Raw genomic sequence first — 21798 nt, 5'->3', positions numbered from 1 at the left:
CCCCGCGTTGCCCCGATCGTGGTCCGGTGTTCGGTGCGGGCGGGGGCGTCAGGCGAGGCGGTCCAGGAACTGGGCGGCAGGGGCGGGCCTGCCGAAGTGCCAGCCCTGGGCGGCGTCGCAGCCGATGGCGCGCAGCCGGTCGGCCTGTCCGGCGGTCTCCACCCCCTCGGCGGTGACGGTCAGGTTCAGCGCGTGCGCGAGGGATACCAGCGAGGCGAGGATCCGCTCGTCGGTGCGGCTGGTCGGGTCGTCCGCCGAGGCGCTCAACCCGGCCACGAACTCCCCGGCCACCTTCAGCTCGGTCACCGGCAGTTCCCGCAGGTACGCCAGGTTGCAGTAGCCGGTGCCGAAGTCGTCGATGGCGATCCGCACGCCGAGGTCGGCCAGCACCCGCAGGGCGCGCACCGGCTCCTCGTCGGCGCTCATCATGGTGCTCTCGGTGACCTCCAGCTGGAGCCGCTCCGGCGGCAGGCCGGTGCGCTCGAGTACGGCATGCACCTCCCGCACCAGGCCGGGCCTGCGCACCTGGCGGACCGCCAGGTTGACGCTGACGAACGGCGCGGCGGCCCCGGCCGCCGGCCAGGTCGCCGCCTCCCGGCACGCCTCGGCGAGCACCCAACTGCCCAGCGGGACTATCAGCCCGGTCTCCTCGGCCAGCCCGATGAAGCGGTCCGGGCGCAGCACCCCGAGCGCCGGATGCCGCCAGCGGACCAGCGCCTCGACGCCGAGCACCGTGCCGTCGCGCAGCGACGTCAGCGGCTGGTAGTCCAGGTAGAACTCGCCCCGCTCCAGGGCCGCCGGGATCGCCGCGGAGAGGGCGTACCGGGCCAGCTCCTGGCGGTTGCGGTCGGCGTCGAACAGTGACCAGCGCGCGCCACCGGCCGACTTGGCCCAGTGCAGCGTGGCGTCGGCGGCCCGCATCAGGTCGACCGGGCTGGTGCCGTCCACCGGGCACTCGACGATGCCGATGCTTGCCGACACCGTCAGCTCATGCCCGTCGACCAGGGCCGGCTCGCCCACCGCGGCGAGCGCCGCCTCGGCGACCTTCACCACGTCGTCGGTGCCGGCGGTCCGCTCGACGAGGATGACGAACTCGTCGCCGCCGAGGCGGGCGACCAGGTGTTCGCCGAGCGCCCGGCGCAGCCGGTCGGCGACCGCGACCAGCAGCCCGTCGCCGATCTGGTGGCCGAGGGAGTCGTTGATCACCTGGAAGCGGTCCAGGTCGAGGAAGCACACCCCGACCCGGTCTGCGCCACGGCCCGGGGATTCGATCGCGGCGGCGAGCCGCTCGGTGAACAGCGTGCGGTTGGGCAGGTCGGTCAGCGGGTCGTGGGTGGCCTGGTGGCGGAACCGGGCCTCGCTGTCGCGCAGCGCACGCTCGGCCTCCGCCCGGGCGACCATCACGGCCCGGCGGATGGACTCCTGCTCGTCCAGGGTGCGGTCCCGCAGCGCCCGGGCGTACCCGGTGGCCACGGTGGCCAGCAGGCGGGCCAGCCGGTCCTCGATGTCCTCGCCGACCAGCCCGAGGTCGCGCAGCAGTCGGAGCTGGACGACCTCGACGGTGCGGCCCAGCCCTTCGGCGGAGGTGATGTGCGCCGCGACCAGCTCCGCACCGACCTGGTGGCCGACCCGCAGGTCGAACGGCTCGGCCGCCAACGCCGCAGCCAGCCGTTCGGTGAGCCGTTGCAGCAGCGCCTCCAGTTGGGCCTGGGTCATCGGCAGGTAGCTGGTGCCGGAGACCGCCTTCGCCCAGGCCCGGGCGAAGGCGCCCGGGCAGCGGGCGAGGGCTCCCGGTGCGGTCGGGCCGTCGGGCCGCTCAACCACCGAGCCGCCCGACACCGCCGATGAAGACCGCCTTCTCGGCGTCCTCCGCGCTCTCCGGCGTCTCGGGGCGCCACTGCGGCACCCAGACCACTCCCGGGTCGACCAGTTCGAAGCCGTCGAAGAGGGAGGTCAGCTCGGCCCGGCTGCGGATGACCAGCGGGCTGTCGGTGCGACGGTAGACCGCCTCGGCATCCGCGCGCTCCCCGGCGTCGTTCCGGGCGTCGTCACTGGCCTGGGAGAGCGTCAAATAGCTGCCCGGTGCCAGCGCCTCGCGCAGCGTCCGCAGGATCTCCGCCGGCCGGTCGGCGTCCGGGACGAAGTGCAGCACGGCCACGATCATCACCGCGACCGGCTGCGAGAGATCCAGCATCCCGGTGACCTCGGGATGGGCCAGGATCCGCTCGGGGCGGCGCAGGTCCTCCTGGATCACGGTGGCCCGGTCGTTGCCGCTGAGGATCTCCCGGCTGTGCGCCACCGCCACCGGGTCGACGTCGACGTAGACCACCCGCGCCGCGGGATCGATGCGCTGGGCGATCTCGTGCACGTTGCCGACCGTCGGGATCCCGGAGCCGATGTCGAGGAACTGGCGGACCCCGGCCTCGGCGAGGAAGTGCACCGCCCGACGCAGGAACGCCCGGTTGGCCTGGGCCATCAGCGGCGCCTCGGGCACCGCGTCCACCATCGCCCGGGCGGTGGCGCGGTCGGCGGCGAAGTTGTGCGAGCCCCCGAGGTAGTAGTCGTACATGCGGGCGACGCTGGGACGCTCGATGTCGATGGTGTCGGGTGCCCAGTCCGGCCGCTGCATGCCTACCCCTTTTGTCAATGACGCGGGCCACGTCGCCCGCGGGTCATCTCGGGTATTCTGCCCCGCCCGCCGCGCGGGTGGCCAGAGAGGGCCGCTGCCGGCCCGGCCGGCCGGTCGGGGGTCCCGTCAACCGGACTCGCCGGCCGTCGCGGAAGCCCCCGACCGATGACTGCCCGGCCGGGTGGGGGAGCGGTCAGAACTTCGGGGCGTCCGGGGCCTCGAGCAGGCCCAGCCGCAGCGCGGTCATCAGCGCCTGCGCCCGGTTGGCCGCGCCCAGCTTCTCGTAGAGCTTCGAGATGTGGGTCTTGGCCGTCGACTCGCTGACGAAGAGCTGCTTGGCGATGCCGGCCACGCTCATGCCGTCGGCGAGCAGCCGCAGCACCTGACCCTCCCGGGGGGAGAGCTGCGGGCCGGACGGCGCGAGCCGCCGCTTCATCGCCTCGGCCAGATCGGCCGCGGTGAAGGCGCTCGGGGAGGAGGCGGCGTGCCGGGCGGCGGCCACCACCTCGTCGGCCGGGGCCGTCTTCGGCACGAACGCGCTCGCCCCCGCCTCCAGGGCGCCGAAGAGCTGGTCGTCGCCGGCGTACATGGTGAGCACGACGATCCCCATCGTCGCGCTGGACTTGCGCAGTGCCCGGGTGGCCTCCAGGCCACTGCCGTCGGGCAGCCGCAGATCCATGATCACCACGTCGGGCTGGAGCGCGCCTGCCTGTCGGACGCCCTCCGCCGCCGTTGCGGCCTCACCGACGACCTCGAACTGCCGGTCCCGCTCGAAGGCGTGCCGCAGCCCCTTGCGGATCAGGTCGTGATCGTCGACAAGGAGGACCTTGGTGCGCGTTGCCGGTGTCGGGCTTGTCGTCATCCTCGGGTTACTCCCCTTCTACTGCTGCCGCGTTGCCGCGCACCCTATCGCGCCGGGGCGAAGATCCGAGAACCACCGCCACGGTGGTGCCGCTGGGTTGCCGCGGCCTGATCTCCAACCGGCCCCGGATACGTTCCGCCCTCTCGGCCATGATCGCAAGGCCATAGTGCCCGTCCGGCCGCTGGTCACCGATGCCGTGACCGTCATCCGACACTTCGATCTGCGCGTACGGCGGGTCCACCTCGCAGGTGACCCAGAGGTTCGCCGCCCCGGCGTGCTTGCGGGCGTTGGTGACCGCCTCCTGCGCGATGCGCAGCAGCTCCGCCTCGGTCGCGGCGGGCAGCCGGGCGGTCGACTCGTCCAGCGACAGGTGCACCCGCAGCCCACCGGACGCGCCGACGGTGCGGGCGTACTCGGCGATGGCGGCGGCCAGGCCCCCCTGCCGGTCCACCTCGCTGCGTAGCTCGAACAGGCTCAGCCGCAGCTCGGTGATCACCCGGGTCACCTCGCCGCGCAGGGAGCGCAGCGCCTCGGCGGTCTCGTCGGCGTCCTCGAAGACGGTGGCCAAGGCGTTGTCGATGCCGTACCCCACCATGACCAACTCCTGGGCGACCCCGTCGTGGATCTCCCGGGCCAGCCGCTGTCGCTCCTCGTTGGTCGCCAGCGACCGCACGTCGTCGAAGAGCAGCGCGGCCTCCAGCCGCAGCGCGGCCGGGCGGGTCAGCGCGGTCACCCGGGACACCACGGCCGGCGGGTACGCCTGCGCGGCGTCCGCCTCCATCACCAGCATGCCGATCGTCCGGACGCCGGCGACCAGCGGGACGATCAGCGCCGAGACGTCACCGCCGGCGTGCGAGCGGGCCTGCGAGCGGCTCGCGGTCTGCGGCTGCTGACTGGCCCAGGCGTCGGCGATCGCCGAGTCGGCGTCAAGGGTGGTCTCCCAGTCGACCCGGTCGACGCCCACCTGGGCGAGCACCACCAGCCGGCCGCCGCCGCTGGCGGAGAGCACCGCCGCCCGTTCGGCCCGGGCCACGGTGCGCAGCTCCTCCAGCAGGTGCTCGGAGATGCCGCCCGGGTCGAGGGTCGCCCCGGGCAGCTGCCGGGCGACCGTGCGCAGCTGGGTCAGCAGCCGGGTCGCCTCGGCGTACGGCTGGGGCTTGCCCTCGCTGCGCACCCGCATCACCCGGTGCAGGGTGCCGGCGGTGTAGAGCCCCAGGCCGGCCAGGATCAACCACTGGGCGCAGACCGCGAGGTACCCCGGCTGGCCGAGCTGGCGACCGCCGTCGACCTCGGTCAGCGCGGCGCTGACCAGCAGCGCGGCGGCGGCGACGGCGAGCAGCGCCGCGCCCTCCCGGAACCGGCGGCGCAGCGCGGTCACGGTCACCGGGACGGCGAGGTACGGCAGCACGGCCGACGCGCCCAGCCCGCCGACGACGCCGCCGAGGGTGGCGACGGCGGCGACCTGGCTCGCGGCGAGGCCCAGCACCACCACCTCGGCGAAGTGGCTGAGCGGGCCGAGTACCCGGTGTTGGGGGGCGAGCGCGGCGGGCAGCCCCGCGACGCACAGCAGGGCGATCCACCAGAGCTGGACGGCGTCGCGGGTGGCGAAGAGGGTGAGGGCGGCGACCAGCGCGAGCATGACCACACGCGCGGCGGTGGCGAGCGGCTGCGTGGGCGGCCGGACAGGTGTCGAGGAGGCGGGCACGTGACGGATCGTAGTCAGCGTCGGTAGACGTCGGCGATCTCCGCCGCGTATGTCTTGTGCACGACCTGCCGCTTGACCTTCAGCGACGGGGTCAGCTCCCCGGTGGCCTCGGTGAAGTCGTGCGGCAGGATGCGGAACACCTTGATCGCCTCGGCCGTGGAGACCTCCCGGTTGGCCTGGTCGACCGCCCCCTGCACCTCGGCGTGCAGCGCCTCGTCGTCGCGCAGGTCGGCGACCGTGGTGGTCTCCGGGCGGCCGTGGGCGGCCAGCCACTTCGGCAGCGCCTCCTCGTCGATGGTGACCAGCGCGGCGATGAACGGCTGCCGGTCGCCGACGACGACGCACTGGCTGATCAGCGGGTGCGCCCGGACCTGGTCCTCCAGTACCGCCGGGGCGACGTTCTTGCCGCCGGCGGTCACGATGATCTCCTTCTTCCGGCCGGTGATGCTGAGGAAGCCGTCGTTGTCTAGCCGCCCCAGGTCGCCGGTGCGGAACCAGCCGTCCGCGCTGAGCGCCTCGGCGGTGGCCTCCTCGTTGCGCCAGTATCCCTGGAAGATCAGGTCACCGGAGAGCAGGATCTCGCCGTCGTCGTCGATCCGGATGGTCACGCCGGGCAGCGGGCGGCCGACGGTGCCGATCCGGATGGCGTCGGGCAGGTTCGCCGCGGCGGCCGGGGAGGTCTCGGTGAGCCCGTACCCCTCGAAGATGGTCACCCCGATACCGCGGAAGAAGTGGCCGAGTCGGGAGCCCAGCGGCGCACCGCCGGAGATCGCGTCCCGGCACCGGCCGCCCAGGGCGGCCCGCAGCTTGCGGTAGACCAGCTTGTCGAAGACCGCGTGCTGGACGCGCAGCGCCAGGCCGGGCCCGTTCGGCGTCTCCAGGGCCTCGCTGTACGCGACCGCGACCTGATCGGCCCGGTCGAAGATCTTCCCTTTCCCCTCGGACTCGGCCTTCTGCCGGGCCCCGTTGTAGACCTTCTCGAAGACCCGGGGCACCGAGAGGACGAAGGTCGGCCGGAACGCCTGGAGTTCGGGCATCAGGTCCTTGGGGTCGGCGCAGTGCGCCATGGTGGCCCGGGCCTGCACCACGCCGATCTGGATGAGCCGGGCGAAGGCGTGCGCGAGGGGGAGGAACAGCAGGGTCGACGCGCCCGGCCGGAGGAACAGGTTGGGCAGCACGGGGACCGCGTTGGCGATGTCGGCGTACATGTTGCGGTGCGTCAGCACGCAGCCTTTGGGGCGGCCGGTGGTGCCGCTGGTGTAGATGATGGTGGCGAGGTCGTCGGCCTTCACCGCCGCGCGTCGCCGGTCGATCTCGTCGACGCCGACCGTGGCGCCGACGGCAACCAGTTCGTCGACCGCGCCCAGCTCGATCTGCCAGATGTTCACCAACTCGGGGAGCCGGTCCCGCACGCCGGCGACGAGGGTGGCGTGCGCGGTGGTCTCGACCACGACCGCGATCGCGCCGGAGTCGGCCAGGATCCAGGCGGCCTGCTCGGCGCTGGAGGTCTCGTAGATCGGCACGGTGACCGCGCCGGCCGCCCAGATGGCGTAGTCGACCAGGGTCCACTCGTACCGGGTGCGGCTCATCAGGGCGACCCGGTCGCCGGGCGAGACACCGGCCGCGACCAGGCCGCGGGCCACCGCGATCACCTCGTCGCGGAACTGCCGGCAGGTCACGTCCTCCCGGCCCGTGCCCGCCTGGCCGGCCGACCGTGCGGGGCGGACGAACTGGACCGCGTCCGGGGCGGCCTCGGCGTTGTCCCAGACCGGCTGGGTCAGGTTGGCCGAGTCGCCGACGGTGACGATCGGCGGAACGGAGAACTCACGCACCTGCACTCCCTCGTGCTCGCACTGGCCGGGCGGGGGGTGGCCCGGACGGGTCGGCTCTGTCGAAACCTACCCGCCTGCCCAGGTGGGTGCGGTAGCGAGGTTGCCGGGTAGCCTCCCCCCATGGCGGACTCCTCCACCCAGTCGATCGTCGTCGGCGCGTCACCAGACCGGGTGACGGCGGTCATCTGCGACTTTCCCCGGTACCCCGAGTGGACCGATGCGGTACGTCGGACCGAGGTGATCGAGGAGTACGAGGACGGCTATGCCAGCCAGGTCCGATTCGCCCTCGACGCCGGGGTGCTGGCCGACGAGTACGTGCTCGCGTACGAGTACGCCGAGGACCTGTCCCGCGTCGAGTGGCACCTGGTGGCGCCCTCGAAGATGCAGCGCTCCCAGCGGGGGTCGTACGACCTGGTCGGCAACCCGGACGGCACGACCACGGTGACCTACACCCTGGAGGTGGAGCTCTCCGTCGGGATGCTCGGCATGTTCCGCCGCAAGGCCGAAAAAATGATCATGGATACGGCGTTGAAGCAACTCAAGCGCCGGGTAGAAGAGACCGGGGCGGCGCGGTGACGCGATCGGCTGCGGCGCGCCCGTCACGGTAGAGGAGCCGACCATGGGAGGCACGGATCCGGGTTCGGCCCGGGAAGAGGCGGAGCGGCTGGTCGCCACGGTGCTCGCGGCGGCCAGGCTGGCCGGCGCCGGTGCGGGGTCCGGTTCCGGGACAGGCCCGTGGGGCCCGCTCGGTGGGATCGTGTCGAGTGTCCTCGATCACAATGCCCGTTCCGGTGGCGCGGAGCGGCCGAGCGGCGGTGGCACGTCCGGCTTCGCCACTGGAACCGCTGAATGCTGCATTTGTCCAGTCTGTCGCGGTATAGCGGCGTTGCGAGACCCAAGTCCGGAATTCGCCGAGCGGCTTGCCACCGGAGCGGGTGATCTGGCCGCCGGTGTGGCCAGCCTGCTGCGCGCGTTCGCGTCCGCCGGCGACCCCGCCGGACGCCCGGCGGAGCCCGCAGACACCGCGCCCACCCCGCCCCGGCCGGCGGCCGACCGGTTCTCGGGTGATCACATGTGGCGCGAGGCCACCCGCACCGGGCATGATGCTCAGCCGGCACCGGAGCAGGACGTGTGGTCCGCCGCGACCCGAGAAGAGGGTCGCGTTCCGGCTGCCGACGTGCCGCCCGTCGACGACGCCGGGCCGGCCGCGCCGGGAGCCTCCCGGCCGCCGGCCGGCCGACCCGTCGCACCCGCCTCGCGGACACCGACACCCGGCGGCGCGGGCGAGGACGCACCAGGCGACGGAGCCTGACACCGGACATCCCGATTCACCGGCACGGCGTTTCGCCGTGACGGTGCCGGGCAGCACAGCAGAGGGGAGTGGCGGCGGTGACGCTGACCATCGGAGTCGACGTCGGTGGCACGAAAGTGGCCGGCGGTGTCGTGGACGACACCGGCAAGGTACTCGTGCAGGTCCGACGGGACACCCCCGCCGACGATGTGGGCAAGACCCGGGACGTCATCATCGAGGTGGTGACCGAGCTCACCGCCGGCCGGCAGATCGGTGCCGTCGGTATCGGCGCGGCCGGCTGGATCGACGCGAGCCGGTCCACCGTCCTCTTCGCCCCGAACCTGGCCTGGCGCGACGAGCCCCTGCGTGAGTACGTGAGCAAGGCGACCGGCCTGCCGGTGATCGTGGAGAACGACGGTAACGTCGCCGCGTGGGCCGAGTTCCGCTACGGCGCGGCCCGGGACGCCGAGGACTCGATGATCATGTTCACCATCGGCACCGGCGTCGGCGGCGGCATCGTGCTCGGCGGTGAGCTGGTGCGCGGTGCCCATGGCATCGCCGCCGAGCTGGGTCACATGCTCACCGTTCCCGACGGCCACCAGTGCGGCTGCGGCCGGCTCGGTTGCATCGAGCAGTACGCCAGCGGCAGCGCCCTGGTCCGGTTCGCCCGCGCCGCCGCCCGGCAGGAGCCACACCGGGCCGCCGCCCTGCTGGCGCTGGCCGGCGGCGAGGCCGAGTCGATCACCGGCCCGATGGTGACCGCCGCCGCCCAGGGCGGCGACCCCGTCTCCGCCGAGGCGTTCGCCCAGGTCGGGCGCTGGCTGGGGACCAGCCTCGCCGACATGGCGCAGATCCTCGACCCGCAGGTGCTGGTCGTCGGCGGTGGCGTCGTCGATGCCGGCGATCTGCTGCTCGGCCCGACCCGGCGGTCCTTCGTCAACGCGCTGGCCCAGCGCAGCCGGCTCCCCGTCGCCGAGGTGCGCCCCGCCGAGCTGGGCAACACCGCCGGCGTGATCGGCGCCGCCGACCTGGCCCGTCGGATCTGAGGAGGGCGAAGATGACCGAGACCGTGGGCGTGCCGCTGCGCGTCGTGTCGTACAACATCCACAGCCAGCGCGACGACATCGCCGCGCTGGCCTCGGTGGTCCGGGAGGTCGCGCCGGACGTGGTGATCGTGCAGGAGGCGCCCCGGCGGTTCCGGTGGCGGCAGAAGTCCGCCACGCTGGCCGAGTCGTTCGGGCTGGTCGTCGCCGCCGGTGGGCTGCCGTCGCTGGGCAACCTGTTGCTGACCAACCTGCGGGTGCGGGTGCTCGACACCCGCTGCCAGCGCTACCCGCTGACCCCGGGCCGGCACCTGCGCGGCGCCGCGTACGCGCAGTGCCGGGTCGGTGGGGCCCGGTTCCTGCTGGCCGGCTCGCACCTGTCCACCGACCCCGCCGAGCGCCCCGCCCAGGCGGCGGCGTTCAAGCGCGAGCTCGCCGCCGCCGAGCTGCCCGTGGTGGCCGCCGCCGACCTCAACGAGGGCCCCGACGGTACGGCCTGGGCGACGGTGGGCCAGGGGCTGACCGACACGGCGATCGCGGCCGACCGGGCCGACCGGCTCACCTACTCGTGCACCGACCCGCGCCGCCGGATCGACGCTGTCTTCGTCGACCCCCGGATCACCGTGGTCGACTACGACGTGGTGGACACCCCGCAGACCCGCCGCGCCAGCGACCACTTCCCGGTCCTGGTCGACCTGCTGCTGCCGGCCGACGGCTGACCGATCCGGGGTGTCCGACCCTCCACAGGGGCTGGACAAACCGGTCGGGTTACCGGAAGGATTTCGCAGCGACCGGCACTCGTGCCGCACAAAGGAGAATCCGGTGCCCCCCTCCACCGACCCCGACCCCGACCGCCCCGAGCCGGACGCGACGGCGCTCGCCCCGCCCGGGGGCGCCCGCCCGGTTTCCGACCGGGGCGACACGGTCTGCGTCATCGGGGCCGGGGCCAGCGGTCTGGCCGCGGTAAAGAACCTGAAGGAACACGGCTTCGGCGTCGACTGCTACGAACGGGAGACCGGCGTCGGCGGCGGGTGGAACTGGCGGCACGACCGCAGCCCGGTGTACGCCAGCACCCACCTGATCTCGTCGCGGCCGTTCACCCAGTTCCCCGACTTCCCGATGCCGGACGACTGGCCGGACTACCCGCACCACAGCCAGCTGCTGTCCTACTTCGAGCGCTACGCCGACCACTTCGACCTGCGTCAGCACGTCTGGTTCGGCACCGAGGTGGTCCGGGTCGAGCCGGTCGCCGGCGAACGCTGGGACGTCACCACCCGCAGCACCGGCGGGTACGGCCCGGAGCGCACCTCCCGGTACGCGGCCGTGGTCGTCGCCAACGGCCACAACTGGTCGCCGAAGCTGCCCCGGTACGAGGGGCTGGAGGAGTTCCGGGGCGAGATCATGCACGCCTCGTCCTACAAGGACCCGGCGCAGCTGCGCGGCAAACGGGTGCTGGTGGTCGGGGCCGGCAACACCGGCTGCGACATCGCGGTCGAGGCGGCCCAGCAGGCGTCCCGCTGCTGGCACTCCACCCGCCGCGGCTACTGGTACGCCCCGAAGTACGTCCTCGGCCGCCCCGCCGACCAGGTCAACGACACCCTGCTCGCGTTGCGGGTGCCGCTGCGGATCCGGCAGTGGCTCTACCACTGGACGCTGCGACTCACCGTGGGCGACCTGACCCGCTTCGGCCTGCCGAAGCCCGACCACCGGGTCTACGAGACCCACCCCATCGCCAACAGCCAGCTCGTCTACTACGTCGGGCACGGGGCGATCACCCCGGCGCCGGACGTGGCCCGGTTCCACGCCAAGACAGTGCAGCTCACCGACGGCCGCGAGATCGACCCGGAGTTGATCGTCTTCGCCACCGGATATCTTCCCCGCTTCGAGTTCCTCGACCCGTCGGTGCTCGGCGACGCCGACGGTTCGGGCCGGCCCCGGCTGTGGCTCAACGCCTTCGTCCCCGGCCATCCGACCCTCGCCGTCGCCGGCCTGGTCCAGCCCGACTCGGGGATCTTCACTCTGACGCACTGGCAGACCGTGCTCTTCGCCCGGCTGCTGACGCTGCGCCTCACCCGGCCCGACCGGGCCGCCGCGTTCGCGAAGCAGGTCACGGCCGGGGCCGGCGAGCGGTACTCCGGGAAGGTCAAGGACAGCAGCCGGCACTGGTTCGAGGTGGGCCACGCCGCCTACCTGCGCGCTGTGCAGCGCGCGATGTACGACCTGGAGGACCAGTGAGTGCGAGGAACGCAGCGAAGCGGAGTCCCGCAGTCGCGAACGAAAGGTTGGACCAGTGAGTGCGAGGAACGCAGCGAAGCGGAGTCCCGCAGTCGCGAACAAAAGGTTGAACCAGTGAGTGCGAGGAACGCAGCGAAGCGGAGTCCCGCAGTCGCGAACGAAAGGTTGAACCAGTGAGTCAGCGGGAACGGGTGCGGATCATGCGGGGCCGGGAGTGGTCCCGCCCGGTCCGCCCGGCCCGCCGCGAGGTGCTCAGCGTGCTCCCCGAGCTGGAGCAAGGGCGCCCGCCACTGCTCTTCGTGCCCGGTTTCGGGCATGGCGCGTGGGCGTTCGCCGAACACTGGCTGGAGCACGCCGCGCAGCGCGGCTTCCCCGCGTACGCGCTGAGCCTGCGTGGGCACGGCGGCAGCGAGCCGGCGCCGGAGGCGACGCTGCGGGCGTACACCCACGACGTGACGCAGGTGGCGGCGGGCCTGCCGCGCCAGGCGGTGCTGGTGGGGCACGGCGCCGGTGCCCTGGTGGTGCGGCACGCCCTGGCCCGTTACCCGGCCCGGGCGGCGGTGCTGGTCGCCCCGGTGCTCGGCGAGTGGGGGACGCTCGGCACCGCGCTGCGCCGCAACCCTGGCGGCACCCTGCCCGCCCTGGTCGGGGGTGGGCTGCGGCTGAGCCGCCGGCAGTTGTTCAGCCGCGAGCTGCCCGACGCCCAGGCCCGCCAGTACGTCTCCCGGCTCGGCCGGGCCGGCCGGCGCGCGCAGTGGCAACTGCTGACCCACCGCGACCCGGAGCCGGCCGTGGGCGCCCCACCGGTGCTGGTGCTGGGCAGCCCCGACGACCGGGTGGTGCCCCCGGCCGCGCTGACCCGGGCCGCCCGGCGGCACGGCGGCGCGCCGCTGCTCTTTCCCGGGATGGGGCACGACCTGATGCTGGACACCCGCTGGCGGGAGCCGATCGACGCGATCCTGGACTGGTTGGAGAAGGACCACCTGCAGGCGGCCTGACTCCGGCCCGGCCCCGGACTGCCCGACTCGGGGTTCAGCCGCTGGTGGTGAGGCGGTTCAACAGTGAGCCGCTGTCGTCGAGGGCGCTGAGGTAGGAGCGCGCCCAGGCATGGATGTCATTGTGGTGCAGGTGTTCGCGCATCGCCCGCATCCGGGCGGTGACGTCGGCCGGGTCGGCCTTGAGCGCGATCAGCAGCTTTTGCTTGAGACCCTCCAGGTCGTGCGGGTTGACCAGGTACGCCTGTGGCAGCTCCGCCGCCGCGCCGGCGAACTCGCTGAGCAGCAGAGCGCCGGTGTCGTCCACCCGCGCCGCCACATACTCCTTGGCGACCAGGTTCATTCCGTCCCGCAGCGGGGTCACCGCCATCACGTCGGCCACCCGGTAGAGCGCGGCCACCTCGGCCCGGTCGAACGGCTGGGTCAGGTAGTGGATGGCCGGCTCGCCCACCCGGCCGAACTCGCCGTTGATCCGCCCCACCTCGCGCTCGACCCGCTCGCGAAGGATCTGGTACTGGCCGACGCGCTCCCGACTCGGCACGGCCACCTGCACCAACACCGTGTCACGCACCTTGACATGCCCGCTGGCCAGCAGCTCGCTGTACGCCTTGAGCCGCTGCTCGATGCCCTTGGTGTAGTCCATCCGGTCGATGCTGAGGATGACGTGCTCGGGGTCGCCGAGGTCGTGGCGCAGTCGCCGGGCCCGGGCGGCCACGTCGGAGCGGCCGGCCAGCGCGGCCATCTCGGCCGTGTCGATCGCGACCGGGAACGCACCGACCCGGACCTCCCGGTCACCTACGGTGATCTGCCGGTCGGTCGCCGGCAACTCCAGCACCTTGGTCACGAGCTGGGCGAAGTTGTGCGCGGCCTGGGCGCGCTGGAAGCCGATCAGGTCGGCGCCCAGCATGCCGCGCAGCAGCTCGACCCGGCGGGGGAGCTGCATGAACAGCTCCGGCGGCGGGAACGGCACGTGCAGGAAGAAACCGATTCGCAGGTCGGGGCGGAGCTCGCGGAGCAGGCCCGGCACCAGTTGCAGGTGGTAGTCCTGCACCCAGACCACCGCGTCCCGTTCGGCCACCTCGGCGGTCGCCTCGGCGAACCGCCGGTTGACCCGCTGGTACGCCTCCCACCAGCGGCGGTGGTACTCCGGCTGCTCGACCGCGTCGTGGTAAAGCGGCCACAGGGTCGCGTTGGCGAAGCCCTCGTAGTGGTCGCGAAGATCCTCGGCGGTCAGCGGCACGGTGTGCATCTGGACCCGGCCGACGTCGGGCAGGTTCGGCGCGGGCCCGGTGCCGCCCGCCCAGCCGACCCAGGTGGCCGGGGTGTGCCGGAGCAGGGGGTGCAGGGCGCTCACCAGCCCGCCGGGGCTGCGCCGCCACTCGCAGGCGCCGTCGGGTGCCACGCTGTCGTCGATGGGAAGGCGGTTGGCGACCACCACGAGGGAACTCTGTCGCATCTCGGGCATTCCGATCAGCAGAGACCGACCGCCGCACGCAGGGAACAACCGGGCAGTCAGCGAGGGAAGTGACGTGCGGTATTCCTACTGACAGTAAGTTACACCACTGTTACGCCTACCGGGTGGGGTGGTCGGCGTCCCGGAGTTCGGGCGCGCGGGCACCGGGTGCCGGGGGGTGCCGGGGGTGTCAGACCCGGGCGCCGTTGTCCGGGTCGTCGTCGGAATCGCCGGGGCGCAGCCGCCAGATCAGCGTCACGAAGCCGGCCAGGATGCCGATGAAGCCGAACAGGGTGACCACCGAGGGGTCCACGGGGATCAGCGACGGCTCCAGGAAGAGCACGAAGCCGACGACGATGGCCAGCACGCCGGCCACCGCGTACTTGGAGATCCGGGGCAGCGGCGGGGGTGGTGGCGGGGTGTAGCGCTCCTCCGCGTCGTCGGGCAGGTCCGCTCCGAAGGTGTCCAGCCCGTCCAGCAGCGACGGCTCGTCCTGCTGGCCCCGGCCCACGGAGACGCCGGATATGTCGGCGGCCCAGGGCAGCCGGCGTACGTCGGTGGCGGTCCCGCCCTCGTCCGCACCGGTCCGGCCGGCCCCGCCGGCTGCCGGCTCGCCCGGCACGTCGTCGACGTCCTCCGCCGCGGGCCAGGGGTGTGCCCCGGTGGCCGGGGCGGTGTGGAAGCCGGCCACGATGCGGGCCCACTCGGCGTCCACGTCCGGCTCGTTGCGGGCCGGCTCGACGGGAGCCTCCTCGGCGAGTTGGGTGAGGTAGTCACGCGCCGTGGTCAGGTGCGACCGGTCGACGTAGAGCCGGTCGACCGGTCGGGACGGAACGGTGGTGGTGCGGGTGACGGGATTCAGGTCGGCCGACGGTTGGAGGTACGCCGCGATGCCGCCGGCGGCCAGCACGTCGAGCAGGTGCTCGCCGACGCGCGGATCCACGTCGCCAGCGACGGCATACTCGCTCGCGTCGATCCCGTTGTCCCGCCGCCCTCGGCGGGCCCCACCCGCTGACACCGGACATCCTCCCTCGGTGCACCTCGCGGTGCGGTCGCTCCGGCGCCCCGCACGCCGTGCCCTGAATCGTGACACGTCCGGACCCCGTTCCGGGAGTGCGTTGTGGCGTGCCGCTCCCGGTTCGTCGGCACCTGGCCGACAGGCCCGCTCGCCGACGGCGTCCCCGCGGGCCCGTTCGGGCGGGTGCCGAGGGGTCGCCCGGCCCGGCGCGGCGGTGTCAGGGCCACCTCTCGGGAAGGACACCGGTGCTGTCCTGGCTGATGAAGTACATCATCCTCGGCCCGTTGCTGAGGCTGATCTTCCTTCCTCGGGCTGAGGGCCTGCACCAGGTGGCGGCGACCGGGCCGGTCATCCTCGCCAGCAACCACCTCTCCCGCTCCGATTCGATCTTTACGCCGCTGGCCGTCGAGCGAAAAGTCACATTCATTGCCAAAGCGGAGCATTTCCCCGGTAAGGGACTCAAGGGCTGGCTGATAGGGCGAAGATCTCGTCAACCCTGCGGGCCGCCACCGCCACCGCCACCGCCACCGCCACCGCCACCGCCACCGCCATCGGCATCGGCATCGGCGAGGCGGAGCAGGCCCGGTGCGTGGTTGCGGGCGGCGAACTCCCGCACCTGGGCCAGCACCTTGGCCGCGCCCGCCGGGTCGACCTCGCGCAGGGTGGGCACCGCGAGGGCGAGGGCGATCGTGTGGTCGGTGGCGTCGCCCATCCGGCGGTACTGCTCGGCTGCCGACCGGAACAGCTCGGCGGCGGTGTGCGCGTCGCCGGCCGACCGGGCGAGGGCGGCCTCCGCCGCCTGCCCGACGGCCCGGGCCCAGGGGGTCATCCGCGGCGCGTGGGTCAGCAGGTCCCGGACCTGTCGGGCGGCGTCCCCGCCGAGTACCACCGCGACGTGACCGATCGCGGGAACCCACTCGGCGAACGGGATCATCCGGGTCCGCCGCCAGTCCTCGTCCAGCTCGGCGAGGAGCCGCAGCGCCTCCACGTCGCGTCCCTGGACCGCCCGACAGAGCGCGGCGTGGGCCAGCGTCGAGCGGAGCACCCGGTGGAAGCCCGAGCGCCGGGCGGCTGCCACCGCCCGCTCCACCTGGTCCCCGGCGCCGCCGGCGTTGGGCTGCTGGCCGGTGTCGGCCGGGTGGCCGGTCGCCGGGTCGGTGGTGGCCAGCTCCGGTTCGTCGCGCAGCGCCCGTAGCCAGCCGGAGACCGCCACGATGTGCAGGTCCCACTCGGCGGTGGGCCGCCGGGTCGACTCGGCGACCAGGGCCGCCGCCGCCCCCCAGTCCCCGGCGTAGTACGACCGGGCCCACTGGTCCTCGAAGCTCGTCGCCAGGCTGTGCTCGCCGCCGAGGTCCAGCGACCGTTGCTCGTCCACCAGCCGGGCCGACCCGGCCAGGTCGCCCTCCTCCTGCAACACCCAGGCCAGATTGTGCACCGCGCGGCGGCGGCTGGTCAGCCGCTCCACCCGACAGTGGTCGGTGATCTCGGCCAGCTCGGTGTACGCCTCCCCGACGCCGGAGAGGTACCGGGCCACGGCGAGGGTGATCCGGGCGTTCGCGCTCACCTCCCGCAGTTGGAGGCGCTCGGCCAGACCGGCGGCGGTCCGGGCCGCGACACAGGCCGGATCGGTCTCCGCGTTGAGCATGTGCACCCGGGCCAGCTCCAGCAGGGCGCCCGCCTTCTCCTCGGTGTCGGGCAGGTCGGCGTAGATGCCCAGCGCCCGGTCCAGGCAGCGCAGGGTCTCGGAGCGGTCGGCACGACTCCACGCGGCGGTGGCGAGCAGCGTCCAGGCCCGGGCCGCCCCGGTCGGTTCGCCGGCCTCGGCCAGCCGGTCGGCCAGCCCGGTCAGCTTGTCCGTCCCGTCGGCCACCAGGAACGCGTCGCCGTCGCGGTAGAACGCCAGCTCGGCCTCGAACAGCTCCAGGGCGGGGTCGGGCCCCCCGGGCAGGGCCACCGCCCGTCCCACCAGCATCGCGGCGATGTCCAACGCGTGCAGCCCGTACGCCCGGCGGGCCGCGCGGTGCAGGGCGGCCCGCGCCGCCGGGGCGTACGGTGCGGTGTCCAGGCCGATGGTGCGGGCGACCTCGTGCGCCGTCCAGCGGTGGTGGGCCAGCACCTCGACCAGGGCGTGCTGCCGGCCGTCGGTGACCTGCTCCAGCCAGTCGGCGGTGCGCTGGTGGCGCAGCACCCGCTCGGCCCGGGGGAGCCGCTGGTAACAGACGTCCCGCACGAGGATGTGCCGGAACCGGTACTCGGGCTGGCCGGGCATCGTCGAGGCGGGCTGCTCGTACACCAGGTCCCGGCGTTGTAGCCGGCCCAGCGCCCGCTCGACCCACTCCACCGGCCGGCCCAGCGCGGTGGCCACCGGGGTCGGCCAGAACTGCACGCCGACGACCGCCGCGGCCTGGAGCACGGACCGGTCGGACGGGTCGAGCAGGTCGAGCCGGTTGGCGATGACGGCCTGCACGGTGCGGGGCATCCCCCGGGAGCCGGCCGGGTCGGGGCGGGTGTCCGGCCGGGCCGAGTCGAGCAGCCCGCCGTCGAGCAGCATCCGGGCGTACTCCTGGGCGTAGAGCGGGTTGCCGTTGGCGAACTCGATCAGCGGCCCCCGGGACTCCGGTGGCAGCGCGGCCTGCCCGAGCAGCAGCGAGTAGAGGGTGTCGATGTCCGCGTCGTGCATCGGCGGCACCGAGATCGACATCGCCCCGCTGATCGTCCCGGTCCAGGCCGGGTAGCGTTCGCGTAGCTCGGGCCGGGCCGTGGCTACCACCAGCAGTGGGAGGCCGCGTGCCGCCGCGCCGAGCTGCTCGACGAGGGCGAGCATGGCCTGGTCGGCCCAGTGCATGTCCTCGAAGACCAGCACCGTCGGGCCGGCGGTGGGCAGGGTGAGCAGGAACCGCCGCCAGGACGCCTCGGTCTCGCCGGGGGTGAGCCGCTCGCCGGGCAGGCCGAGCAGCGGGCCGAGGGGACCGGCCAGCCGGACGGCGTGCGGGTCGGGCAGGCCGCTCAGGCGCTGCCGCAGCCGGTCGCCGAGCGCCGACGGTACGTCGACGTCCGGCCTGCCGACCCATGCCTTGACGATGTCGGCGAGCGCGGCGTACGTGACGTTCTCGCCGAACGGCGGGCACTGCCCGACCAGCCAGGTGATCGGCGGCCCGGGCAGGCTGGCGGCGTGCCGGGCCAGCTCGCGCAGCAGCCGGCTCTTGCCGACCCCGGCGGGGCCGAAGACGGTGACCAGTTGCGAGGTGTGCTCGGTGACCGTCCGGTGCAGGGCGTTGACCAGCAGCCCGCGCTCGTGCTCCCGGTTCACCATCGGGGTCAGCCCGGCGGTGCTCAGTTCCCGCTGGGGCAGTGCACGGACGGCCAGCCAGATCCGGCTGACCGCCGAGCGGCCCCGCAGCGTGACCGAGGGCTGGTCGGTGTACTCCATGTCGTGCCGGGTCGCCGCCCAGGTGCTCTCGTCGACGACCACCCCGCCGGAGGGCGCCAGGGACTGCAACCGGGAGGCCGTGTTGACCACGTCCCCGGTGACGAACCCCTGCCCGCCGTCCCGGGCGGCGGAGAGGTCGACCAGCGCCTCGCCGGTGGCGATGCCGACCCGGAAGCCGAGCGGCGGGTGCGGGCCGGCGGGCTGGCGGGCCAGGTTCCGTTGCAGCTCCAGCCCCGCCCGGACGCAGCGCAGCGCGTCGTTGTCGGTGGCCACCGGCGCCCCGAACAGGGCCATCACCGCGTCGCCGATGTACTTCTCGACGATCCCGCCGTACTGGTGCACCACCCGCCGCACGGTGGCGAAGTAGCCCTGCTGGAGGCTGCGGGCCTGCTCCGGGTCGGCCCGCTCGGCATATGTCGTGAAGTCGACGATGTCGATGAACAGGACGCTGACCTGGCGACGGTCCTCCTGCGCCACCAGCGGACGGTCGCGCAGGGGGTGACCACAGCTGGTGCAGAAGTTGGCCTCGGCGCCGTTGGGGTGCCCGCAGCGGTCGCAGCCCCTGGCCAGTGCCTGCCCGCACCCGCCGCAGAAGCGGTCGTCGGGACCGGCTTCGCGTGAGCAGTGTCCACACTTGAGATCGATGGTCGGCTCCGTAGCGCGAGGTAGGCCCAGTATCACGCCACCGCCGCCGAGTCAGCTACCCGATATCGGGGCGGACTGTGCGGCCGATCGGGCGAGACTAACGTTTCGCTCAGGAGATACACCGTCAGGAGAGTGCCGTGCACGTACGACTGTCCGCCGCGTGGGCGGATCCGCGTGGGACCGTCTGGGCCCCGGGCGACACGGTGGAGGTCGACGCCGTCACTCTCGCCTCACTGGAGGAGCAGGGCATGGTAGAAGCGCCGGAAGGCCAGGGCACTGGTTCGGACAAGAGCGGCACGACCACGACGACGACCGAGCCCGACCCGAAGAAGATCGGTCCCGGCCCGGGCGCGCCGCCCGAGGACGAACCGACGAAGTGAACAACCGGTGAAGGGGCCGGCGGGCATCGCCCGCCGGCCCCTTCCGTCGTCTCAGGCCGCGCCGGCCCGGGGTGGAACGGCTCAGCGGTCGTTCATGCCGGCCCGTCGGCGCAGCGCCCCCACGTCGGTGACCACGATCCGGCGGCCCTCGGTGCGCAGCCAGCCGCGGCTGGCGAAGGAGCCGATCGCCTGGTTGACGCTCTGCCGGGAGCCGCCGGCCATCTCCGCGAGCTGGCTCTGGTTGAGCTCTATGGTGATCATCGGGGCCTGGCTCTCGCCGGCCAGCCGGACCAGCGTCTTGGCGACCCGGCCGGGCAGGTCCAGGAAGACATGGTCGGCGTTCTGCTCGGTCAGTCGGCGGATGAGCCCGCCGAGCGAGCGCATCACCGCATCGAGGATGCGCGGGTTGGAGTGCACCAGCTCCATGAAGGCGGGGCGGGACAGCGCGAGGGCGGCGCAGTCCTCGATCGCCTCCGCCGACGCCGAGCGGGTGGAGGCGTCGAGCAGGGAGACCTCGCCGAGCACGTCCGGGGGTCGGATCACCGACAGCACCGCCCGTTCGCCGGTCGGCGCGGTCCGGAAGACGGCCACCGCGCCCCGGCGCAGCACGATCAGCGACTCGCCCGGGTCGTTCTCGACGAAGAGCAGTTGGCCCTTGCGGTACGTCCGCGGCACCGCCGCCGCGATCACCCGCTGGCGCACCTCCGGCTCGAGGCCGGCGAACATGTCGACACCTGTGAGCGCGTCACCCGGCTCCGGCAGGCGAACCTCCACGGCCCAACCCCTCCCCGGTAAAGGACCACAAATCGCAGCCGGGTGAACCTGACAGCCCCCGGTACGAGGTTCTGAACCGGTTCGGCGTCCGGTAGCGGTACACATCAGATCATGACGGTCCAGTCGCTTGCTGTACACCCCTGGAAACACTTCCGTGACACTGCCGAGCTGCGGTGGAGGGTGTCAGCGCCGGAGGGCGGGCCCCGGCCGACGACGGTTGGCGCGGGTGGGGAAGGATGGCCACGATGGTCTACCGCTATTTCTACGACTGCGAGTTCATCGAGGACGGCCGCACCGTCGACCTGGTGTCGATCGGCGTCGTCGACGAGAACGGGCGCGAGTTCTACGCCGTCTCCACCGAGTTCGACGACTCCCGCGCCGTGCCCTGGGTGCGCCGCAACGTGCTGGACAAGCTCCCCTCGCCGGCCGACCGGGCCTGGCGGTCGCGGGAGCGCATCCGCGACGACCTCTACGAGTTCCTGATCGAGCCGGTCCGGGACCGACCGGGCGAGCAGCTGGAGCTGTGGGCCTGGTACGCGGCGTACGACCACGTGGTGCTGGCCCAGCTGTGGGGGGCGATGCCGGCGCTGCCCCGGGAGATTCCCCGGTTCACCAAGGACCTGCGGCAGCTCTGGGACGACCGGGGCCGCCCGCCCCTGCCCAACGCGGACGCCGCCCGGCACGACGCGCTGGTCGACGCCCGGCACAACCTCGCCCGCTGGCAGGCGATGATCATCCGCTGACGGTTGTCGACCCCTTCTTCGGGTTCGTCCCCTCTTCCAGGTTTCGTCGGGTCCGTCGCGGGCACCGGGTCGACGTCGAGCCGACCGAGGGAGGAGCACTATGAGCAGCGAGCCGACCGGCACAGCCGACGCTCGTCGACGGGTCACCGAGCTGGTCCGTGCGGCGCGGATCTGCATGCTGACCACCATCGGCCTGGATGGGCGGCTGGTGAGCCGGCCGATGGGTCTGCAGGCGGCGGAGTTCGACGGCGACCTGTGGTTCTTCGCCCAGGCCGCCTCGGCGAAGGTCCGCCAGCTCCGGGTCAACCCGGAGGTCAACGTCAGCTTCCCCGACCAGCGGAACAACGCCTGGGTCTCGCTCTCCGGCACGGCGCAGGAGGGGTACGACCGGGCCCGCGCCGAGCAGCTGTGGAACCCGCTGCTGAAGACCTGGTTCCCGGACGGGCTGGACACTGACGGGCTGACCCTGATCAAGGTGCACGCCAGCTCCGCGGAGTACTGGGACTCGCCGAGCAGCACCGTGGTGAACCTTTTCGGCTTCGCCAAGGCGGCGGCCACCGGGAGGCCGCCGAAGGCGGGGGAGAACCGCGAGGTGACCTTCTGAGCGCGGCGGGTGCCGCTGCGGGGCGCGCGGTCGGCGCACGGGTGCGGCGGCTACAGTTCGCAGTGACGGCCCGCCCCGGGCCGGCAATGGTGCCGATGGTCTGAGTTGACACATATCCTGGGGCAAATCGGGCTCTACCTGAGGCTCCCCAGGAGGATC

General features: G+C 73.2%; 18 protein-coding genes and 1 pseudogene. 10 read left to right on the top strand and 9 right to left on the bottom strand.

The window, feature by feature from the left end; all coding sequences use genetic code 11:
- Positions 1-48: 48 nt before the first annotated feature.
- The 5 genes from SNR22_RS14820 to SNR22_RS14800 form a co-directional block, all read right to left on the bottom strand.
- On the bottom strand, positions 49-1839 hold the full coding sequence (locus tag SNR22_RS14820; protein ID WP_413775637.1) for a putative bifunctional diguanylate cyclase/phosphodiesterase: 1791 nt from the start codon (positions 1837-1839) through the stop codon (positions 49-51).
- On the bottom strand, positions 1817-2629 hold the full coding sequence (locus tag SNR22_RS14815; protein WP_320067127.1) for an SAM-dependent methyltransferase: 813 nt from the start codon (positions 2627-2629) through the stop codon (positions 1817-1819). Before SNR22_RS14815 ends, SNR22_RS14820 begins: the two co-directional genes overlap by 23 nt.
- A gap of 193 nt (positions 2630-2822) precedes the next feature.
- Positions 2823-3491, bottom strand: a complete 669-nt coding sequence (locus SNR22_RS14810) for a response regulator transcription factor (RefSeq protein ID WP_088972416.1) — start codon at positions 3489-3491, stop codon at positions 2823-2825.
- A 7-nt stretch (positions 3492-3498) separates the two neighbouring features.
- Positions 3499-5136, bottom strand: a complete 1638-nt coding sequence (locus SNR22_RS14805; protein ID WP_320067178.1) for a GAF domain-containing sensor histidine kinase — start codon at positions 5134-5136, stop codon at positions 3499-3501.
- A 74-nt stretch (positions 5137-5210) separates the two neighbouring features.
- Entirely contained in the window at positions 5211-7028 is a 1818-nt protein-coding gene (locus tag SNR22_RS14800) for an AMP-dependent synthetase/ligase (RefSeq protein ID WP_320067126.1), read from the bottom strand.
- 120 nt (positions 7029-7148) lie between these two features.
- Here SNR22_RS14800 and SNR22_RS14795 point away from each other — a divergent pair, with 120 nt between their 5' ends.
- The 6 genes from SNR22_RS14795 (at position 7149) to SNR22_RS14770 (ending at position 12595) form a co-directional block, all read left to right on the top strand.
- Positions 7149-7604 (top strand): SRPBCC family protein, encoded by a 456-nt coding sequence (locus tag SNR22_RS14795; RefSeq protein WP_320067125.1) that lies wholly within the window; start codon positions 7149-7151, stop codon positions 7602-7604.
- Between the two features lie 43 nt (positions 7605-7647).
- On the top strand, positions 7648-8340 hold the full coding sequence (locus tag SNR22_RS14790) for a hypothetical protein (RefSeq protein ID WP_320067124.1): 693 nt from the start codon (positions 7648-7650) through the stop codon (positions 8338-8340).
- 77 nt (positions 8341-8417) lie between these two features.
- On the top strand, positions 8418-9365 hold the full coding sequence (locus tag SNR22_RS14785; protein WP_320067123.1) for an ROK family glucokinase: 948 nt from the start codon (positions 8418-8420) through the stop codon (positions 9363-9365).
- Between the two features lie 11 nt (positions 9366-9376).
- Positions 9377-10081: an endonuclease/exonuclease/phosphatase family protein gene (locus tag SNR22_RS14780; protein WP_320067122.1), complete on the top strand. Its 705-nt coding sequence runs from the start codon at positions 9377-9379 to the stop codon at positions 10079-10081.
- 214 nt (positions 10082-10295) lie between these two features.
- Complete coding sequence (locus SNR22_RS14775; RefSeq protein ID WP_320067177.1) at positions 10296-11597, top strand: flavin-containing monooxygenase; 1302 nt, start codon at positions 10296-10298, stop codon at positions 11595-11597.
- A gap of 200 nt (positions 11598-11797) precedes the next feature.
- Positions 11798-12595: an alpha/beta hydrolase gene (locus tag SNR22_RS14770; RefSeq protein ID WP_320067176.1), complete on the top strand. Its 798-nt coding sequence runs from the start codon at positions 11798-11800 to the stop codon at positions 12593-12595.
- 34 nt (positions 12596-12629) lie between these two features.
- On the opposite strand, the gene SNR22_RS14765 is transcribed toward SNR22_RS14770, so the two are convergent.
- Both SNR22_RS14765 and SNR22_RS14760 read right to left on the bottom strand, forming a co-directional pair.
- Positions 12630-14048 carry a trehalose-6-phosphate synthase gene (locus tag SNR22_RS14765; protein ID WP_320067121.1) on the bottom strand — a complete coding sequence of 473 codons (1419 nt, stop codon included), beginning with the start codon at positions 14046-14048 and terminating at the stop codon, positions 12630-12632.
- Positions 14049-14235: 187 nt separating this feature from the next.
- Positions 14236-15063 carry a DUF308 domain-containing protein gene (locus tag SNR22_RS14760; protein WP_320067120.1) on the bottom strand — a complete coding sequence of 276 codons (828 nt, stop codon included), beginning with the start codon at positions 15061-15063 and terminating at the stop codon, positions 14236-14238.
- 245 nt (positions 15064-15308) lie between these two features.
- On the opposite strand from SNR22_RS14760, the pseudogene SNR22_RS14755 reads away from it, so the two are divergent.
- Positions 15309-15536: pseudogene (locus SNR22_RS14755) on the top strand (1-acyl-sn-glycerol-3-phosphate acyltransferase); the annotation flags it as partial.
- Positions 15537-15553: 17 nt separating this feature from the next.
- Here SNR22_RS14755 and SNR22_RS14750 read toward each other — a convergent pair.
- Entirely contained in the window at positions 15554-19174 is a 3621-nt protein-coding gene (locus SNR22_RS14750) for an ATP-binding protein (RefSeq protein ID WP_320067119.1), read from the bottom strand.
- A gap of 101 nt (positions 19175-19275) precedes the next feature.
- Here SNR22_RS14750 and SNR22_RS14745 point away from each other — a divergent pair, with 101 nt between their 5' ends.
- Positions 19276-19518 carry a hypothetical protein gene (locus tag SNR22_RS14745; RefSeq protein ID WP_320067118.1) on the top strand — a complete coding sequence of 81 codons (243 nt, stop codon included), beginning with the start codon at positions 19276-19278 and terminating at the stop codon, positions 19516-19518.
- 81 nt (positions 19519-19599) lie between these two features.
- Here the strand turns inward: SNR22_RS14745 and SNR22_RS14740 are convergent, their stop codons facing one another.
- A complete protein-coding gene (locus tag SNR22_RS14740; RefSeq protein WP_320067117.1) occupies positions 19600-20292 on the bottom strand; it encodes a Crp/Fnr family transcriptional regulator in 693 nt (230 codons plus the stop codon).
- 245 nt (positions 20293-20537) lie between these two features.
- On the opposite strand from SNR22_RS14740, the gene SNR22_RS14735 reads away from it, so the two are divergent.
- Positions 20538-21035: a polyadenylate-specific 3'-exoribonuclease AS gene (locus tag SNR22_RS14735; protein WP_320067116.1), complete on the top strand. Its 498-nt coding sequence runs from the start codon at positions 20538-20540 to the stop codon at positions 21033-21035.
- A 100-nt stretch (positions 21036-21135) separates the two neighbouring features.
- Entirely contained in the window at positions 21136-21639 is a 504-nt protein-coding gene (locus SNR22_RS14730) for a pyridoxamine 5'-phosphate oxidase family protein (RefSeq protein WP_320067115.1), read from the top strand.
- Positions 21640-21798 lie beyond the last annotated feature (159 nt).

The sequence above is a fragment of the Micromonospora sp. RTGN7 genome, from assembly GCF_033804645.1.
In the GTDB taxonomy this organism is placed as follows: domain Bacteria; phylum Actinomycetota; class Actinomycetes; order Mycobacteriales; family Micromonosporaceae; genus Micromonospora.
Note: the sequence above shows the minus strand (reverse complement) of the source record. Positions and strands in the feature narration are given on the sequence as shown.

Bases quoted from the DNA above. Each gene is read 5' to 3' on its own strand.
- SNR22_RS14770 (WP_320067176.1), top strand. From the start codon at position 11,798: ATGCGGGGCCGGGAGTGGTCCCGCCCGGTCCGCCCGGCCCGCCGCGAG.
- SNR22_RS14810 (WP_088972416.1), bottom strand. From the start codon at position 3,491: ATGACGACAAGCCCGACACCGGCAACGCGCACCAAGGTCCTCCTTGTC.
- SNR22_RS14815 (WP_320067127.1), bottom strand. From the start codon at position 2,629: ATGCAGCGGCCGGACTGGGCACCCGACACCATCGACATCGAGCGTCCC.
- SNR22_RS14765 (WP_320067121.1), bottom strand. From the start codon at position 14,048: ATGCGACAGAGTTCCCTCGTGGTGGTCGCCAACCGCCTTCCCATCGAC.
- SNR22_RS14730 (WP_320067115.1), top strand. From the start codon at position 21,136: ATGAGCAGCGAGCCGACCGGCACAGCCGACGCTCGTCGACGGGTCACC.
- SNR22_RS14790 (WP_320067124.1), top strand. From the start codon at position 7,648: ATGGGAGGCACGGATCCGGGTTCGGCCCGGGAAGAGGCGGAGCGGCTG.
- SNR22_RS14735 (WP_320067116.1), top strand. From the start codon at position 20,538: ATGGTCTACCGCTATTTCTACGACTGCGAGTTCATCGAGGACGGCCGC.
- SNR22_RS14795 (WP_320067125.1), top strand. From the start codon at position 7,149: ATGGCGGACTCCTCCACCCAGTCGATCGTCGTCGGCGCGTCACCAGAC.
- SNR22_RS14780 (WP_320067122.1), top strand. From the start codon at position 9,377: ATGACCGAGACCGTGGGCGTGCCGCTGCGCGTCGTGTCGTACAACATC.